This window comes from Pseudomonas sp. ABa2, from assembly GCF_056676075.1.
In genome coordinates, this window is the sequence record NZ_CM155239.1 from 5,063,963 (window position 1) to 5,080,277 (window position 16,315).

At 67.2% G+C, this 16,315-nt stretch carries 14 protein-coding genes; 6 read left to right on the top strand and 8 right to left on the bottom strand.

Features of this window, described 5'->3' with window-relative positions; all coding sequences use genetic code 11:
- The first annotated feature begins 212 nt into the window (after positions 1 to 212).
- Complete coding sequence (locus AC1G9C_RS24380) at positions 213 to 1,271, top strand: PA0069 family radical SAM protein (protein WP_480409042.1); 1,059 nt, start codon at positions 213 to 215, stop codon at positions 1,269 to 1,271.
- 350 nt (positions 1,272 to 1,621) lie between these two features.
- Positions 1,622 to 2,350 carry a carbonic anhydrase gene (locus AC1G9C_RS24385; protein ID WP_021443750.1) on the top strand — a complete coding sequence of 243 codons (729 nt, stop codon included), beginning with the start codon at positions 1,622 to 1,624 and terminating at the stop codon, positions 2,348 to 2,350.
- A gap of 83 nt (positions 2,351 to 2,433) precedes the next feature.
- Here AC1G9C_RS24385 and AC1G9C_RS24390 read toward each other — a convergent pair whose 3' ends face one another.
- The 4 genes from AC1G9C_RS24390 to AC1G9C_RS24405 all read right to left on the bottom strand — a co-directional run bounded on the left by AC1G9C_RS24390 (position 2,434) and on the right by AC1G9C_RS24405 (position 7,184).
- Positions 2,434 to 2,736, bottom strand: a complete 303-nt coding sequence (locus AC1G9C_RS24390) for a P-II family nitrogen regulator (protein ID WP_021443749.1) — start codon at positions 2,734 to 2,736, stop codon at positions 2,434 to 2,436.
- 1 nt (position 2,737) lies between these two features.
- Positions 2,738 to 3,679, bottom strand: a complete 942-nt coding sequence (locus tag AC1G9C_RS24395) for a sodium-dependent bicarbonate transport family permease (protein ID WP_480409043.1) — start codon at positions 3,677 to 3,679, stop codon at positions 2,738 to 2,740.
- Positions 3,680 to 3,943: 264 nt separating this feature from the next.
- On the bottom strand, positions 3,944 to 5,752 hold the full coding sequence (gene oadA, locus AC1G9C_RS24400) for a sodium-extruding oxaloacetate decarboxylase subunit alpha (protein WP_480409044.1): 1,809 nt from the start codon (positions 5,750 to 5,752) through the stop codon (positions 3,944 to 3,946).
- Positions 5,753 to 5,768: 16 nt separating this feature from the next.
- Entirely contained in the window at positions 5,769 to 7,184 is a 1,416-nt protein-coding gene (locus AC1G9C_RS24405) for an acetyl-CoA carboxylase biotin carboxylase subunit (RefSeq protein WP_122110014.1), read from the bottom strand.
- A gap of 154 nt (positions 7,185 to 7,338) precedes the next feature.
- Here AC1G9C_RS24405 and AC1G9C_RS24410 point away from each other — a divergent pair, with 154 nt between their 5' ends.
- On the top strand, positions 7,339 to 8,313 hold the full coding sequence (locus AC1G9C_RS24410) for a LysR family transcriptional regulator (protein WP_480409045.1): 975 nt from the start codon (positions 7,339 to 7,341) through the stop codon (positions 8,311 to 8,313).
- An 83-nt stretch (positions 8,314 to 8,396) separates the two neighbouring features.
- Positions 8,397 to 9,584 carry an XdhC family protein gene (locus AC1G9C_RS24415; RefSeq protein WP_480409046.1) on the top strand — a complete coding sequence of 396 codons (1,188 nt, stop codon included), beginning with the start codon at positions 8,397 to 8,399 and terminating at the stop codon, positions 9,582 to 9,584.
- Positions 9,585 to 9,738: 154 nt separating this feature from the next.
- Here the strand turns inward: AC1G9C_RS24415 and AC1G9C_RS24420 are convergent, their stop codons facing one another.
- The 4 genes from AC1G9C_RS24420 to hexR all read right to left on the bottom strand — a co-directional run bounded on the left by AC1G9C_RS24420 (position 9,739) and on the right by hexR (position 13,842).
- Positions 9,739 to 11,976 carry a xanthine dehydrogenase family protein molybdopterin-binding subunit gene (locus AC1G9C_RS24420; protein WP_480409047.1) on the bottom strand — a complete coding sequence of 746 codons (2,238 nt, stop codon included), beginning with the start codon at positions 11,974 to 11,976 and terminating at the stop codon, positions 9,739 to 9,741.
- Positions 11,977 to 11,989: 13 nt separating this feature from the next.
- Positions 11,990 to 12,448: a (2Fe-2S)-binding protein gene (locus tag AC1G9C_RS24425; RefSeq protein WP_480409048.1), complete on the bottom strand. Its 459-nt coding sequence runs from the start codon at positions 12,446 to 12,448 to the stop codon at positions 11,990 to 11,992.
- 222 nt (positions 12,449 to 12,670) lie between these two features.
- On the bottom strand, positions 12,671 to 12,877 hold the full coding sequence (locus AC1G9C_RS24430; protein ID WP_021445990.1) for a PA3496 family putative envelope integrity protein: 207 nt from the start codon (positions 12,875 to 12,877) through the stop codon (positions 12,671 to 12,673).
- A 98-nt stretch (positions 12,878 to 12,975) separates the two neighbouring features.
- Positions 12,976 to 13,842, bottom strand: coding sequence for a transcriptional regulator HexR (gene hexR, locus AC1G9C_RS24435; RefSeq protein ID WP_021445989.1), 867 nt, complete (start codon positions 13,840 to 13,842; stop codon positions 12,976 to 12,978).
- A 165-nt stretch (positions 13,843 to 14,007) separates the two neighbouring features.
- On the opposite strand from hexR, the gene zwf reads away from it, so the two are divergent.
- Both zwf and AC1G9C_RS24445 read left to right on the top strand, forming a co-directional pair.
- Positions 14,008 to 15,432: a glucose-6-phosphate dehydrogenase gene (zwf, locus tag AC1G9C_RS24440; protein ID WP_480410440.1), complete on the top strand. Its 1,425-nt coding sequence runs from the start codon at positions 14,008 to 14,010 to the stop codon at positions 15,430 to 15,432.
- Positions 15,433 to 15,715: 283 nt separating this feature from the next.
- The gene (locus AC1G9C_RS24445; RefSeq protein WP_003241180.1) at positions 15,716 to 16,234 is read left to right on the top strand and encodes an Hcp family type VI secretion system effector; all 519 of its coding nucleotides are present in this window, start codon (positions 15,716 to 15,718) and stop codon (positions 16,232 to 16,234) included.
- Positions 16,235 to 16,315: the final 81 nt, after the last annotated feature.

The following is a 16,315-nucleotide window of genomic DNA, read 5'->3' on the forward strand; positions in this document are numbered from 1 at the left end:
ATGCCCCGGATTGCATCCGGGCTACGAGGTAGCTTGGCGCTGAGCGCAGCGAATCCCAACGACGGCACCTGGTGACCTGACCTCGGCGTCGTGCCCACCATCGCTCGTTGGGCTTGGTCGCGGGCTCCTCAACCCGACCTACAGCTGATGACCGGCACTTGCTCGGACGCAAAATAACTGTATTTTTATACAGTAAATCGAGGAGTCCGAGCATGTCCGTCAGCCTGCCGCCACGTGGCCGTGGCACCGCCAGCAATCCGCATAACCGCTTCGCCCCGACCCGGGTGATCGCCAGCGACGACGGCTGGTTCGACGAAGTGCCGCCGAGCCGCGCCACCGAGGTGCGCGCGGAAACCGCCAAGACCATCATCAGCCGCAACCAGTCGCCGGACCTGCCCTTCGACCGCTCGATCAACCCCTACCGCGGCTGCGAGCACGGCTGCATCTACTGCTACGCGCGGCCCAGCCACGCCTACTGGGACCTGTCGCCGGGGCTGGACTTCGAGACCCGGCTGATCGCCAAGACCAACGCCGCCGCTCTGCTCCAGCAGCAGCTGAGCAAGCCCGGCTACCAGTGCGCGCCGATCAACCTGGGTGCCAACACCGACCCCTACCAGCCGATCGAGCGCGAGCAGCGGCTGACCCGCCAGTGCCTGGAAATCCTCCTCGACTACCGCCACCCGGTGACCATCGTCACCAAGGGCGCGCTGATCCTGCGCGACCTAGACCTGCTCGCCGAGCTGGCCAAGCAGCGCCTGGTGGCGGTGTATATCAGCCTCACCACCCTGGATGACGAACTCAAGCGCATCCTCGAGCCGCGCGCGGCGGCGCCTTCGGCACGCCTGCGGGCGATCCGCGTGCTGCGCCAGCAGGATATCCCGGTCGGCGTGCTGTGTTCGCCGATGATCCCGATGATCAACGACATGGAACTGGAGCGCCTGCTCGAAGCGGCGCAGCAGGCCGGCGCACAGAGCGCCAACTACATGCTGCTGCGCCTGCCGCGCGAGGTGGCGCCGCTGTTCGAGGAGTGGTTGCGGGCGCATCACCCGCAGCGCGCCGAGCACGTGCTCAGCCTGATCCGCCAGAGCCGCGGCGGCGAGCTGTACGACAGCCGGTTCGGCGCGCGCTTTCGCGGCGAGGGAGCCTTCGCCGAACTGCTGGCGCAGCGCTTCACCCTGGCCATCCGCCGCCTCGGCCTGCAGCGGCGCCAGGCCCTGCAACTGGACTGCAGCCGCTTCGCCCCGCCGGGCGGACAGCTGGCCCTGCTCTGACGCAGCCGGCCACACTCTGCACGGGCCTGCGGGTTGTCGCCGCACCGGCCGTGAGGCGACACTTGGCGTGTGACTCGCCAGCGGCTGCGGCTGTCGGTTTAGAACGTGTTTACGCTCTCGCGAGCAAGAGCCATACAAGGCGCAACGACCAACGGGAGTAACAGCCGAAGGCTGGCCCGAAGGGCAAGCGCCAGCGAGTCAAACAGACGAGGACGCGGAAGACGAGGACGCGGAGTTTACGAGCTGTAAATGAGCAGTCCGAGTCTGTTCTTAACGCAGTAGGGCCGACGCGCAGCAGATCGTATGCAGGTTCTTAGCAGCGTCTTTTCAGGTTCATAGAGGTTCAGGGCATGCCTTACAAACACCAGGTCATTCCGCTTCAGACCCACGAGGGCAACGAAACCGCCGAGCAGGCGCTGCAAAGCATCGTCGACGGCTTCAAGCGCTTTCGCAACGAGGTGTTCCCGCAGCAGGAAGAGCTGTTCAAGAAGCTCGCCACCGCACAGAACCCGCGCGCCATGTTCATCACCTGCGCCGACTCGCGGGTGGTGCCGGAGCTGATCACCCAGAGCTCCCCGGGCGACCTGTTCGTCAACCGCAACGTCGGCAACGTGGTACCGCCCTACGGCCAGATGATGGGTGGCGTGTCCACCGCCATCGAGTACGCGGTGATGGCCCTGGGCGTGCAGCACATCGTCATCTGCGGCCATTCCGACTGCGGCGCGATGAAGGCGGTGCTCAATCCGGCCTCGCTGGAAACCATGCCCACGGTCAAGGCCTGGCTGCGCCATGCCGAAGTGGCGCGCACGGTGGTGGCGGAGAACTGCAGTTGCGGCAACGACCAGGAAACCCTCGCCGTGCTGACCGAGGAAAACGTGGTGGCCCAGCTCGACCACCTGCGCACCCATCCCTCGGTGGCGGCCAAGCTGGCGCGCGGCCAACTGTTCATCCACGGCTGGGTGTACGACATCGAAACCAGCCAGATCAAGGCCTACGACGCCGAGCTGGGCGGCTTCCTGCCGCTCGATGGCGACAAGGTGCCGATGGCCACCCCGCGCGCGCGCTACCCGCAGAGCTGAGCGCTGCGCGCCTCACCCCTCTGCGGCAAGTGACCGCACCGAGGGGCCGCCGGGTGCGCATAGCGCACCCTACCGGGCCCCCGTCAGAACTTCTCCCCGCGCAGCACCTCCACCTGCGCCAGGTAGCAGACCATGGCGAAATGGTCGTAGTAGCGCGCCTGCAGGTGTTCGGCGATGCGCTCGGCCAGCTCGCGGCCGCAGATGATTTCCAGGCGGATATTGCCCTCGGTGTCCCAATCGGCGCTGCGCACGCCGCGGTGCCCGCGGCCGCGGGCGTCGGAGAGGGTCCAGCCGGGGGCGCCGAGCGCCTCCAGGTCGGCCAGCAGCTTCTTCTCCAGCGCCGCCTCGCAGATCACGGTGAGCAGGGTACGGCTATGTGCGTTCATCTCAGAATCCCCAGGCGATCAATAGCTCGGCCAGCGCCAGGTACAGCGGGATGCCGAGCAGGATATTGAAAGGGAAGGTTATCCCCAGCGAAGCGGTCAGCGACAGCGAGGGATTGGCCTCCGGCAGCGCCAGGCGCATGGCCGCCGGCACCGCGATATAGGAGGCCGAGGCGGCCAGGGTGGCGAGCATCGCCGTGCCGCCCAGGCTCAAGCCCATGAAGCGCGCCAGCAGGGCGCCGATCAGCGCGCCGAGCAGCGGCATCAGCAGGGCGAAGGCGGCCAGGCGTAGGCCGAACTGCTTGAGCGCACCGAGCTGACCGGAGGCGATCAGGCCCATCTCCAGCAGGAAGAACGCCAGCACCGGCTTGAACATGCTGGTGTACAGCGGCTCCAGCGGCTTGATCGCCTCCTTGCCGGCGATGGCGCCGATCACCAGGCCGCCGAGTAGCAGCATGATGCTCTTGCCGAGGAAGATCTCGCGGCCCAGCTCGCCCCAGTGGGTCTCGCGCGAGACGCCCTTGGCCAGGACGATACCGACCAGGATCGCGGGAATCTCCAGGATGGCCACGAACAGCGGCATGTAGCTCTCGAACGCGACGCCCTTGGCCAGCAGATAGGCCACCACCACGGCGAAGGTACCGGCGCTGACCGAGCCGTAGTGCGCGGCCACCGCCGCGGCGTTGATGCGGTCGAAGCGCAGGCCGCGCAGCAGGACGAAGGCGAGCAGCGGCAACAACACGCCGAGCGCCAGCACCAGCGCCGACTGGCCGAGCAGCTGCAGGCTGGCCTGCTCGGCCAGCTCCACGCCGCCATGCAGGCCGATGGCCAGCAGGAGAATGATCGACAGCGTCTCGTACAGCGCCGCCGGCAGCTTCAGCTCGCTCTTGAGCAGACCGGCGACCAGGCCGAAGACGAAGAACAGCACCACCGGGTCCAGAGCCACTTGAGCTCACCTCCTAGATCGAGTGCAACGAAGGAAAAGGCCATGCCCCGGCACAGGGCGGTGCTGATCGCCCTGCTTTGCCTCGCCACCGGGCGACGCACCGGGACATGACCGGAAAGCGTAGGCGCGCCGGCACGCGCGCGATCAAAAAAAGGGAGCCTTGCGGCCCCCGGGACAACACGCGCGCGCCGTCGCGCCGAAATAAAAAAGGAGCCCGGGCGATCCCATCAAACTTGCCCATTCAACAGGCCGGGCTCCATGAGGTTAACCTTCGATTTCCACCAGCACCTCGCCCGGGTTGACCCGGTCGCCCTTGGCCACGTGCACCGCCTTGACCGTACCGGCGATCGGCGCCTGCACCTCGGTCTCCATCTTCATCGCCTCGGTGATCAGCACCGCCTGGCCGGCCTTGACCGCGTCGCCGACCTTGACCAGCACGTCGACGATGTTGCCCGGCATGGTGGTGGACACGTCGCCCGGCGCGCTGGCCTGCTTGCGCTTGCCGCCGGTGCCGGCGACGAAGTCGTTGAGCGGCTCGAACACCACCTCTTCCGGCATGCCGTCGATGGACAGGTAGAAGTGACGCTTGCCGTCACCCTTGACGCCGACGCCGGTGATGTCGACGCGGTAGCTCTCGCCGTGCACGTCCACCACGAACTCGGTGGGCACGCCCTCGCCGCCCACCGGCGCCGCGCCGCCGGCCTGCGGCAGCGGCAGCAGGGCCTCGGGCTTGAGGGTGCCGGCGGCACGCTCCTCGAGGAACTTGCGGCCGATGTCGGGGAACATGGCGAAGGTCAGCACGTCCTCCTCGCACTTGGCCAGGCTACCGATCTCCTCGCGCAGCTTGGCCATCTCAGGCTTGAGCAGGTCGGCCGGGCGCACGTCGATGACTTCTTCGTTACCGATGGCGCGCTTGCGCAGCTCGTCATTGACCTTGCCCGGCGCCTTGCCGTAACGCCCCTGCAGGTACAGCTTCACCTCGTTGGTGATGGTCTTGTAGCGCTCGCCAGCGAGCACGTTGAAGAAGGCCTGGGTGCCGACGATCTGCGAGGTCGGCGTCACCAGCGGCGGGTAGCCGAGGTCGGCACGCACCCGCGGAATCTCTTCCAGCACCTCGCCCATGCGATTGAGCGCACCCTGCTCCTTCAGCTGGTTGGCCAGGTTGGAAATCATCCCGCCCGGCACCTGATTGACCTGCACGCGGGTGTCGACGCCGGTGAACTCGCTCTCGAACTGGTGGTACTTCTTGCGCACGGCGTGGAAATACAGGCCGATCTCCTGGATCAATTCCAGATCCAGGCCGGTGTCGTAGGGCGTGCCACGCAGCGCTGCGACCATCGACTCGGTACCCGGGTGGCTGGTACCCCAGGCCATGCTGGAGATGGCGGTGTCGATGCGGTCGGCGCCGTTCTCCACGGCCTTGAGCTGGCACATGCTGGCCACGCCGGCGGTGTCGTGCGAGTGCACCACCACCTCCAGCGGTAGGGCGTCTTTCAGCGCCTTGACCAGATCGCCGGTAGCGTAGGGGGTGAGCAGGCCGGCCATGTCCTTGATGGCGATGGAATCCACGCCCATGGCGGCCATCTGCTTGGCCTGCTCGACGAAGGCGTCGATGGTGTGCACCGGGCTGGTGGTGTAGGCGATGGTGCCCTGGGCATGCTTGCCGGCGGCCTTCACCGCCTCGATGGACACGCGCAGGTTACGCACGTCGTTCATCGCGTCGAAGATGCGGAACACATCGATGCCGTTGACCGCGGCCTTGGCGACGAAGGCGCGCACCACGTCGTCGCTGTAGTGCCGGTAGCCAAGCAGGTTCTGCCCGCGCAGGAGCATCTGCAGGCGGGTATTGGGCAGCGCCGCCTTGAGCTGGCGCAGGCGCTCCCAGGGGTCTTCCTTGAGGAAGCGCACGCAGGCGTCGAAGGTGGCGCCGCCCCAGACTTCCAGTGACCAGTAGCCGACGCGGTCGAGCTTGTCGCAGATCGGCAGCATGTCCTCGGTGCGCATGCGGGTGGCCAGCAGCGACTGGTGGGCGTCGCGCAGGATGGTATCGGTGATCGAGATCTTTTTGCTCATGTTCTGAATCCTTCCCCTACAGGCCGGCGTGGGCCGCGATGGCGGTGGCGATGGCAATGGCCAGGTGCGACGGGTTGCGCTTGATCGAATACTGGGTCAGCTCCGGATGGCTCTCGACGAAGCTGGTGTTGAACTCGGCGCTGCGGAACTCCGGGTTGCGCAGGATTTCCTGGTAATAGGGCGCGGTAGTGCGCACGCCCTGCACGCGCATGTCGTCCAGTGCACGCAGGCCGCGGTCCATCGCCTCTTCCCAGGTCAGCGCCCAGACGACCAGCTTCAGGCACATCGAGTCGTAGTAAGGCGGAATGGTGTAGCCGGTGTAGATCGCCGTGTCGGTGCGCACGCCGGGGCCGCCGGGGGCGTAGTAGCGGGTGATCTTGCCGAAGCTGGGCAGGAAGTTGTTCTTCGGGTCCTCGGCGTTGATGCGAAACTGCAGGGCAAAGCCGCGGTGGATGATGTCGTCCTGCTTGACCGACAGCGGCAAGCCGCTGGCGATGCGAATCTGTTCGCGGACGATGTCGATGCCGGTGATTTCCTCGGTGATGGTGTGCTCCACCTGCACCCGGGTGTTCATCTCCATGAAGTACACCTCGCCCTCGGCGAGCAGGAACTCCACGGTGCCGGCGTTCTCGTAGCCCACCGCCTGCGCCGCGCGCACCGCCAGGTCGCCGATGTAGGCGCGCTGCTCGGGGGTCAGCTGCGGGCTGGGGGCAATCTCGATCAGTTTCTGGTTACGGCGCTGGATCGAGCAGTCGCGCTCGTACAGGTGCACGGTGTTGCCGAGGCTGTCGGCGAGGATCTGCGCCTCGATATGCTTGGGATTGACGATGCACTTTTCCAGGAAGACTTCCGCGCTGCCGAAGGCCTTGGTCGCCTCGGAGATCACCCGCGGGTAGGCCTGCTCCAGCTCCTCGCGCGAGTTGCAGCGGCGAATGCCGCGGCCGCCGCCGCCGCTGGTGGCCTTGAGCATCACCGGGTAGCCGATGCGCTCGGCTTCGCGCAGCGCCTCGGCGAGGTCGGCGACGTTGCCTTCGGTGCCCGGGGTGACCGGCACGCCGGCCTTGATCATGCTGCGCCGCGCCTCGGTCTTGTCGCCCATGCGGCGAATCACCTCGGCCGAGGGGCCGATGAACTTGATCCCGCGCTCGGCGCAGATCTCCGCCAGCTCGGCGTTCTCGGAGAGGAAACCGTAGCCCGGATGGAGGGCGTCGCAGCCGGTCTCCACCGCCAGGTTGACCAGCTTGCGCGGGTTCAGGTAGCCGGCCAGCGGGTCGTCGCCGACGCTGTGCGCCTCGTCCGCGCGCTTGACGTGCAGCGCGTGGCGGTCGGCCTCGGAATAGATGGCCACCGAGCGAATGCCCATTTCGGCGCAGGCGCGCACGATGCGGACGGCAATCTCACCACGGTTGGCGATCAGGATTTTCTTGATCACGGTTGGAATCCTCAGCGCAGAGCTGTCAGGGTCGCGGCGGCCAATACGGCGAACGCCCAGTTACCCTAGCTGGCTGTACGAATTAACCAAAATCAATAATTATTTGATCAGGCATAAGTAATTACTTATGTATTGATCCAGCGAGGAGCAAAGCGTGCGTAAAACCCTGCTGCGCATGACCCTGCGCCAACTCCAGGTGTTCCGTGCCGTGTGCGACCACGGCTCGTACAGCCGCGCCGCCGACGAGATGGCGCTGACCCAGCCGGCGGTGAGCCTGCAGATTCGCCAGCTGGAGGAGCTGGTCGGCCAGCCGCTGTTCGAATACGTCGGCAAGAAGCTCTACCTGACCGAGGCGGCCGAGGCGCTCAAGCGCGCCGGCAGCGATATCTTCGGCCGCCTGGAGAGTCTGGACATGCAGCTGTCGGACCTGCAGGGCTCGCTGCAGGGGCAGCTCAACCTGTGCGTGGAATCCAGCGCCAAGTACTTCATTCCCCACCTGTTCGCCGCTTTTCGCCGCCAGTATCCCGAAGTCAACCTGAACCTCACGGTGGTCAACCATGCCCTGGCGGTGCGCCGCCTGAGCCTGAGCCGCGACGACCTGCTGATCATGAGCCAGGTGCCGCAGGACATGGCGCTGGATTTTCTGCCGTTTCTCAACAACCCCATCATCGCGGTGGCGCCGCCGGATCATCCGCTCTGCGCACGAGACGATCTCCAACTGCAGGACCTCACCGCCTATCCGCTGCTGATCCGCGAAAGCGGCTCGGGCACCCGCCGCGCCTGCGAGGAATACTGCCACCAGAAGCGCGCGCACTTTCCCCAGACCCTGGAGATCGGCTCGCTGGACGCCCAGCGCGAGGCGGTGATCGCCGGCCTCGGCCTGGCCCTGCTGCCGCGCCACGCGGTGCATCTGGAGTTGCGCCACGGCCTGCTGCGCGAGCTGGCGGTGGCCGAGCTGCCGCTGTACCGCAGCTGGTGCGCGGTGAACAACCGTGGCCGGCGCCTGTCGCCGGTGGCCCAGGCCTTTCTCGACTTTATCCGCAGCGAGCGCGCCGCCATCGGCCAGCTGGCCGAGCGCTTTCAGCTCGGTGCGGCAGGATCGGGCAATGATCCAGCAGGATCGGCCTAACCCTTCGTAACCGGCCTGCGCGACATTGGCAGCCTGGGCGGCGCGCCGCAGCGCCCCGCCGAACCTGCCTGGGAGAGAAGCCAATGCTGTCGGGAACCAGCGCCCTGCTCGGCGCCATCGCCGCCGTCGAGCGCGACGGCGGCCAGGCCGTGCTCGCCACGGTGGTCAAGGTCGAGGGCTCGGCCTATCGCCGCCCCGGTGCACGCATGCTGATTCCGCTCTACGGCGGCACGGTCGGCACCATCAGCGGCGGCTGCCTGGAGTCCGAGGTGGCGAAGAAGGCCTGGTGGCTGACCGACGGCGGCGAGCCGGTGATCCGCCGCTACAGCACCGCCACCCAGGACGATGACGACGACCAGGACGCCGCGCTGACCTTCGGCCTCGGCTGCAACGGCACCGTGCACGTGCTGCTCGAGCGCCACAGCGGCGAAAGACCCTTGGCGCTGCTCGGCCTGCTGCGCCGGGTGCGCGAAAGCGGCCAGGCCGGCGCCGTGGCCACGGTGATCGCCAGCTACCGCAACGCCCGCGTCAGGGTTGGCGAACGCCTGTTGCTGCATCCGGCTCACGCCGACAGCGCGCGCCTGCTCGATCCGGCGCTGGACGCCCGGGTGCGCGCCGATCTGGCCGAGACCCTGGTTCAAGGCCGCTCTTCGCTGCGTGCTTACCGCGATGCACGCGGCGAGATCGAGGTGTTCTGCGAATACCTGGCGCCGCAACGGCGTCTGGTGATCTTCGGCGCCGGCCACGATGCCCAACCGCTGGTGCATATGGCCAAGCTGCTGGACTGGCACGTCACGGTGATCGACGGCCGCGCCCATTTCGCCCGCGCCGAGCGCTTTGCCGAGGCCGATGCGGTGCTGCAGGCCGACACCGGCTCGCCCTACGCCCTGCACCATCTGACCGACGGCGCGCTGGTGGCGGTGATGAGCCACAGCTACAGCCAGGACCGCCACTGGCTGGGCAGCGTGCTGCAGGGCGCGCCGGTCTATATTGGTCAGCTGGGACCGCGTGACCGCACCGAACGCCTGCTGGAAGAAATTCGCCAGCACACCAGGCGTCTGCCGGCGCTGGACCGCCTGCACTACCCCATCGGCCTGGATATCGGCGGCGACACCCCGGAAAGCGTGGCCACGGCGATCCTCGCCGAAATGACCGCAGCGCTGAACCAGCGCGATGGCGGCATGCTCAAGCATCGCCAGGCGGCGATCCACGCACCGACCCCGCAGGACGCCAGCGAGCTCGAAACGGCGACCAGGCTGAACGCATCCTGAGCCGCCATCAAACAGGTGGACGAGCTTCGCGTCGCCCACCCGACACGCTCTTGCCTCCCACCACACCGTAGCTCGGATGCAATCCGGGAAAACCAGCCCCATAAACGCAAACGCCCGGGATTACCCCGGGCGTTCGTGTTTCCAGTATCGGACGTCAGGCCTTGATCTGCGCCGGCAACGGCAGCTGGCGCAGGCGCACGCCGGTGGCGGCGAACAGCGCGTTGGCCAGCGCCGGCGCCAGCGGCGGCACGCCCGGCTCGCCGACCCCGGTCGGGTTCTCCGCCGACGGCAGGATATGCACCTCCACCTTGGGCATCTCGTTCATCCGCAGCACCTGGAAGTCGTGGAAGTTCGACTGCTCCACGCGTCCCTCCTTCAGGGTGATCGCGCCATGCAACGCCGCCGCCAGGCCGAAGCCGATGCCACCCTCCATCTGCGCGCGGATCACGTCCGGGTTGATGGCGATGCCGCAATCCACCGCGCAGACCACGCGATCGAGCCGGTAGCTGCCGTCGGCCTTGACCGTCACCTCGACGACCTGCGCCACGAAGGAGCCGAACGACTCGTGCACGGCGATGCCGCGCCCGCGCTTCTCGCCCTCGGCACCAGCAGCCAGCGGCTGGTCCCAGCCGGCCTGTTTGGCGGCCAGTTCCAGCACGCCACGATGGCGCGGCTGGCTCTCCAGCAGCGCATGACGGAAGGCGTAGGGGTCCTGGCCGGCGGCCACGGCAGCCTCGTCGATCATGGTCTCGGCGACGTAACCGGTGTGGGTATGGCCCACCGAGCGCCACCACAGCACCGGCACCTTGATATTGCTCGGCGTGCTCAGCTCCACCTGCAGGTTGGGCACGCTGTAGGCCAGGTTGGACAGCCCTTCCACCGAGGTGTGGTCGATCCCCTCCTTGACCAGGAACGGCTCCATCGAGGTGCCGGCAATGATCGACTGACCGACGATGCGGTTGTGCCAGGCCTGCAGCTTGCCGGCCTGATCCAGGCCGATGCGCACGCGGTGCAGGTACAGCGGCCGGTAGTAGCCGGCGCGGGTGTCGTCCTCGCGGGTCCAGACCATCTTCACCGGCGCCTCGACGCCCTGGGCGCGCGCCGCCTTGGCGATCGCCACCGCCTCCAACAGATAGTCCGACACCGAACTGGCGCGGCGGCCGAAGCTGCCGCCGGCATACAGCTGGGTCAGCGACACCTGCTCCGGCGCCAGGCCCAGGTAACCGCCGATGATGGCCTGGTCGACGGTCTGGAACTGCTCGCCGTTCCAGATCTCGCAGCGCTCGGCAGACAGTTTCACCAGGCAGTTCATCGGCTCCATCGCCGCATGCGCCAGGTAGGGAAACTCGTACTCGGCCTCGAGGGTTTTCGCAGCCTGCGCCAACGCCGCATCGGCATCGCCCTTGCTCGCGGCGGGCAAGCCGGGCTTGCCTGCGCTGTCCCGATACTGGGCAAAGATTTCCGCGCTGCCGAGGGTGAAGGCCTGGCTCTCGTCCCAGTCGATCAGCAGGGCGTCGCGGCCCTGGCGCGCGGCCCAGGTATTCTTCGCCAACACCGCCACGCCGGCGCGGCCGTGGGGCAGGTCGCGAAACTCCACCACCGCGACCACGTCGCGCACGGCCTTGGCCTTGCTGCTGTCCACGGTCCGCGGCACGCCGCCGAAACGCGGCGGGTAGGCGACCATGGCCACCAGCATGCCGGGCAGCTTGAAGTCCTGGGTGAAGATCGCGCTGCCGTCGGTCTTGTCCAGGCTGTCCTTGCGCCGCAGTTCGCGCTTGCCGATCAGCTTGAAGTCCTTGGCATCCTTGAGCTGCACCTGCGCGGGCACCGGCAGCTGCGCGGCAGCCTCGACCAGCTCGCCGAAACCGGCGCTGCGGCCGGAGCCGGCGTGGCTGACTACGCCCTGGCTGACGCCGATCTCGCTGGCCGGCACGCCCCAGCGCTGCGCCGCGGCGGCCACCAGCATGGCCTTGGCGACGGCGCCGGCGGTGCGCATCTGCTCCCAGGAGTTGGCCATGGCGGTGCTGCCGCCGGTGCCCTGCATCGCTCCGAAGGCGAGGTTGTTGTAGCGCTTGGCGTCGGCAGGCGCGCCCTCGACGCGCACCTGGTTCCAGTCGGCATCCAGCTCTTCGGCCAGCAGCGTGGCCAAGCCGGTGTAGCTGCCCTGGCCCATCTCCAGATGCTTGGCCAGCACGGTCACCGTGCCATCGAGGTCGATGCGCACGAAGGCGTTCGGCTCCAGCGGGCTACCTGCCGCCAGCGCCTCCATGCCGCGCAGCAGCGGCGCGAAGAAGATGCCCAGGGCCAGGCCGCCGGCGCCCTTGAGCAGGCTGCGCCGGCTGACGTTGAGGATGCCGCGGGCGGCGCTATCGGGGGTTTCGATCTTGCCCATGCTGCGTCTCTCCTCAGGCCAGTTGCTTGGCGGCGTCGTGGATGGCGGCGCGAATCCGCACATAGGTGGCGCAGCGGCAGATGTTGCCGCTCATGGCCGCGTCGATATCGGCGTCGCTCGGCGCCTTGTTGCCGCTGAGCAGCGCCGTGGCGGCCAGGATCTGGCCGGACTGGCAGTAGCCGCACTGCACCACGTCGAGCCGGCGCCAGGCGTCCTGCACCACCTTGCCCACGGCGTCTTCGCCGACCGCCTCGATGGTGGTGATGCGCTTGCCCACCAGCGCCGACACCGGGGTCACGCAGGAGCGGGTCGGTTGCCCCTCCACGTTCACCGTGCAGGCGCCGCACAGCGCCATGCCGCAGCCGTATTTGGTGCCGGTGAGATTGGCGACGTCGCGCAAGGCCCACAGCAGCGGCATGTCGTCGGCCACGTCGAGCTCATGGTCTTGGCCATTGAGGTTCAGGGTAATCATGGTTTGCCACCTTTTTCAGGCCGGTCTTGGATAGCCGGCAGCCAGGGCCGACAGGTCACGCTGGCCCGCGTGCGTCATGCGCAGCGGGGCAGAGCATCACTCTAGAGGGGCGCGCGGGCGCTGTCGTCGGCCCGCGCGCAGATCGGCAGAACCGGGCAATAAGTCCGCAGGATCGGGCAACCCTGGCGGGCCGGCCCGGCGAGCGCCGGGCGCAGCCAGGGTTCAGGCGGCGTTGCGCTGGGCGCCGGCCAGCAGGTAGCCGGCAGGGATCAGGTCGGGATAGTCGGCCAGTTCGCGCTGCAGCTGGCACTGCTCGGCGTAGGCCTCGATGGCCCGGCGATAGGCCATGCGGCGCTGGTCCTGGAGTTTGCGGCGGGTCTTGGCGTCAGGCTTGGCCTGCAGTGGCGCGTCATCGAAGATACGAGGCATCTCGGTTCTCCCGGAACGAGGACTGGAGCCCTCAGCATCCTCCGGGCAGATGACGCTTTGACGGCGCCCACATGAACAGCCGGTGAAACCGGCTGCACTCAGTCCTCGACGTTGCGCAGCGACTTCGGCGACAGGCGCAGGCTGCGCAGGCTGCGTTTGACGCTCTTGAGGTGGTTGACCAGGCTCGGCCCGCGCGCCATGGCCACGCCCATGGCCAGCACGTCGATCACCACCAGGTGGGCGATGCGCGAGGTCAGCGGGGTGTAGATCTCGGTGTCTTCCTGCACGTCGATGGCCAGGTTGACCGTGGCCAGGTCGGCCAGCGGGGTCTGGCTCGGGCACAGGGTGATCAGCGTGGCGCCGGACTCGCGCACCAGGTTGGCGGTGATCAACAGGTCCTTGGAACGCCCCGACTGCGAGATGCAGATGGCCACGTCGGATGGCTTGAGGGTCACCGCGCTCATCGCCTGCATATGCGGGTCGGAGTAGGCGGCGGCGGTCAGCAGCAGGCGGAAGAACTTGTGCTGGGCATCGGCGGCCACCGCGCCGGACGCGCCGAAACCGTAGAACTCCACGCGCTGCGCCTGGGCGCAGGCGGCGATGGCGCGCTGCAGCGCCTCGGGGTCGAGCTTCTCGCGCACTTCCATCAGGGTGTGCAGGGTGGTGTCGAATATCTTCAGGCTGAAGTCGGCGACCGAGTCGTCCTCGTGGATGGCGAACTGGCCGAAGCTGGCGCCGGCGGCCAGGCTTTGCGCCAGCTTCAGCTTGAGGTCCTGGAAGCCGCTGCAGCCGATGGCGCGGCAGAAACGCACGATGGTCGGCTCGCTGATGCCGACGCTGTGGGCCAGCTCGGCCATGGAGCTGTGCATCACCGAAGCGGGATCGAGCAGGACGTGGTCGGCCACCTTGAGCTCGGACTTGCGCAGCAGGTGGCGCGACTGGGCGATGTGTTGCAACAGATTCACGGATTCGGCTCTATGAAGAAAAGGGTCAAGCGCGGCGCTCGACCGGCCATGGCTCGGTTATGATCGGTGGCCGGCGGTTGTAGTGACCTTGTAGTTATACTACATGGCTCGCACCCGCGCACAGGTTAACGAGTCGGAGCTTTCCCCTTGAGCATCCCCTGCGACATGCTGGTTTTCGGCGGCACTGGCGATCTGGCCCTGCACAAGCTGCTGCCCGCGCTCTATCACCTGCACCGCGAGGGGCGCCTGCACGCCGACATGCGCATCCTCGCCCTGGCCCGCAGCAGCCACAGCCGCGAGGCCTACCAGGCCCTGGCCGAGCGCCGCTGCCGGGCTCAGGTGGCACGCGCCGACTTCGATGCCGGCACCTGGGCCAGCTTCGCCGCGCGCCTCGACTACTTCGCCATGGACGCCGCGCAGAGCGCCGACTTCGGCCGCCTGAGCAAACGCCTGGGGCGCGACGACGAGCGCGTGCGGGTCTACTACCTGGCCACCGCGCCGGACCTGTTCGAGGACATCGCCGCGCACCTGGCCAACGCCGGCCTGGCCGGCCCCAAGGCGCGCATCGTGCTGGAAAAACCCATCGGCCATTCGCTAGACTCGGCACGGGCGATCAACGCCGCCATCGGCGCGGTGTTCGACGAGGCGCGGGTGTTTCGCATCGATCACTACCTGGGCAAGGAAACCGTGCAGAACCTGATGGCGCTGCGCTTCGCCAACGCCCTGTTCGAGCCGGTGTGGCGCGCCGGGCATATCGACCACGTGCAGATCAGCGTGTGCGAAACCCTCGGCGTGGAAAACCGCGGCGCCTACTACGACCATGCCGGCGCCATGCGCGACATGATCCAGAACCACCTGCTGCAGCTGCTCTGCCTGGTGGCCATGGAGGCACCGGTGCGCTTCGACGCCGAGGCGGTGCGCAACGAGAAGGTGAAGATTCTCGAGGCGCTCAAGCCGATCAGCGGCCTCGACGTGCAGGACAAGACCGTGCGCGGCCAGTACACCGCCGGCAAGATCGGCGGGCACGACGTGCCGGCCTACTACTTCGAGAAGAACGTCGACAACGACAGCGACACCGAAACCTTCGTCGCCGTGCAGGTGGAAATCGACAACTGGCGCTGGGCCGGCGTGCCCTTCTACCTGCGCACCGGCAAGCGCCTGGCGAAGAAAACCTCGGAAATCCTCATCCAGTTCAAGCCGGTGCCGCATCGCCTGTTCCACGAGGGCCAGGCCAACCAGCTGCTGATCCGCCTACAGCCCGAGGAGCGCATCAGCCTGCAGCTGATGGCCAAGAACCCCGGCAAGGGCATGCACCTCAAACCCGTGGAACTGGACCTCAACCTGGCCGACGCCTTCAGCCAGCAGCGCCGCTGGGACGCCTACGAGCGCCTGCTGCTGGACGTGATCGAAGGCGACTCGACGCTATTCATGCGCCGCGACGAGGTGGAGGCCGCCTGGCAGTGGGTCGACCCCATCCTGCAGGGCTGGCATCAGCACTACCAGAGCCCGCGTCCCTACCCGGCCGGCAGCGACGGCCCGGAGCAGCTGCAGCACCTGCTGGAGCGCCATGGCCGGCACTGGGCCGAGTGAGCGACCTGGCAGCTTCTTGCGCAGACCGCTGTGGATAACCCTCCGCCGGGCCGGGCCCAGCCCAGCGACCATGGGCCCTGCAGCAGGCTGCGCAACAAGCTGCACAGCACTGCGCAACTTGTTGCGCAACCAGACGTGACGCAGCGCTCACAATGACCGAAAACATCAATTAGGTCATATCAACTAATTGATTTTATTGAAATTAAATTACTTGGCACGCCGCTCGCTATGAGCCTGACTCCCGGATCGATCACGATCCATGACCCAGGCAAGGAGAGCACTCATGCCAACACCCGCGTATCTGTCCCTCGAAGGCACCAAACAAGGTCTGATCACCGCTGGTACCTTCACCGAGGACTCGGTCGGCAATATTTTCCAGGAAGGTCATGAAGACCAGATTCTGGTGCAAGCCTACAACCACCAGGTCATCATCCCGCGCGACCCGCAGTCCGGCCAACCGACCGGCCAGCGCGTGCACAAGCCGCTGATGATCACCAAGGTCTTCGACAAGTCCTCGCCGCTGATCTTCAACGCCCTGACCTCCGGCGAGCGTCTGAACAAGTGCCGTCTGGAGTGGTACCGCACCTCCTCCACCGGTACCCAGGAGCACTACTTCACCATCGAACTGGAAGACGCGGTGATCGTCGACGTGCAGTCGCGCATGCCGAACTGCCAGGACCCGAACATGGCGCACTTCACCCACCTGGAAGACGTCTACTTCACCTACCGCAAGATCGTCTGGACCCACGAAGTCTCCGGCACTTCCGGCTCCGACGACTGGCGTACCCCGATCTCCGCCTAAGCCGGGATCGCGTCCGCGTCACCGCAGCGGCCAGGCATCGTCCTGGCCGCTGCGTTTCGGCAGGCTGCCTGCCGAAAACCT